This window comes from Streptomyces axinellae (genome assembly GCF_039532135.1).
GTDB classification, from domain to species: Bacteria; Actinomycetota; Actinomycetes; order Streptomycetales; family Streptomycetaceae; genus Streptomyces; species Streptomyces axinellae.
In genome coordinates this window covers 1-530 of record NZ_BAAARJ010000098.1, presented here as the reverse complement: position 1 = coordinate 530, position 530 = coordinate 1, and the positions used below count along the sequence as shown (strand labels likewise).

The following is a 530-nucleotide window of genomic DNA, read 5'->3' as shown; positions in this document are numbered from 1 at the left end:
CGTGCCCTGCGTGTACTCGGGGATGTGGACGTTGTCCAGCCAGACCTCGCCGCCGTCGATCTGCGCGAAGCCGTCCACCAGGGACGCGCGCCCCTGCCGCAGGGACTTCACCTACACACCAGCGTGCCTTCTCCCGAAGTTACGGCACCATTTTGCCTAGTTCCTTCACCCGAGTTCTCTCAAGCGCCTTGGTATTCTCTACCTGACCACCTGTGTCGGTTTGGGGTACGATTTAATGTTACCTGATGCTTAGAGGCTTTTCCTGGAAGCAGGGCATTTGTTACTTCAGCACCGTAGTGCCTCGTCATCACACCTCAGCCTTGATTATCCGGATTTGCCTGGACAATCAGCCTACATGCTTAAACCGGGACAACCGTCGCCCGGCTAACATAGCCTTCTCCGTCCCCCCTTCGCAGTAACACCAAGTACAGGAATATTAACCTGTTTCCCATCGACTACGCCTTTCGGCCTCGCCTTAGGGGTCGACTCACCCTGCCCCGATTAACGTTGGACAGGAACCCTTGGTCTTC

General features: G+C 56.4%; 1 rRNA gene. It reads right to left on the bottom strand.

Annotated elements, in window-relative coordinates:
* Window positions 1-530 (bottom strand): 23S ribosomal RNA (locus tag ABD339_RS33625); the annotation flags it as partial.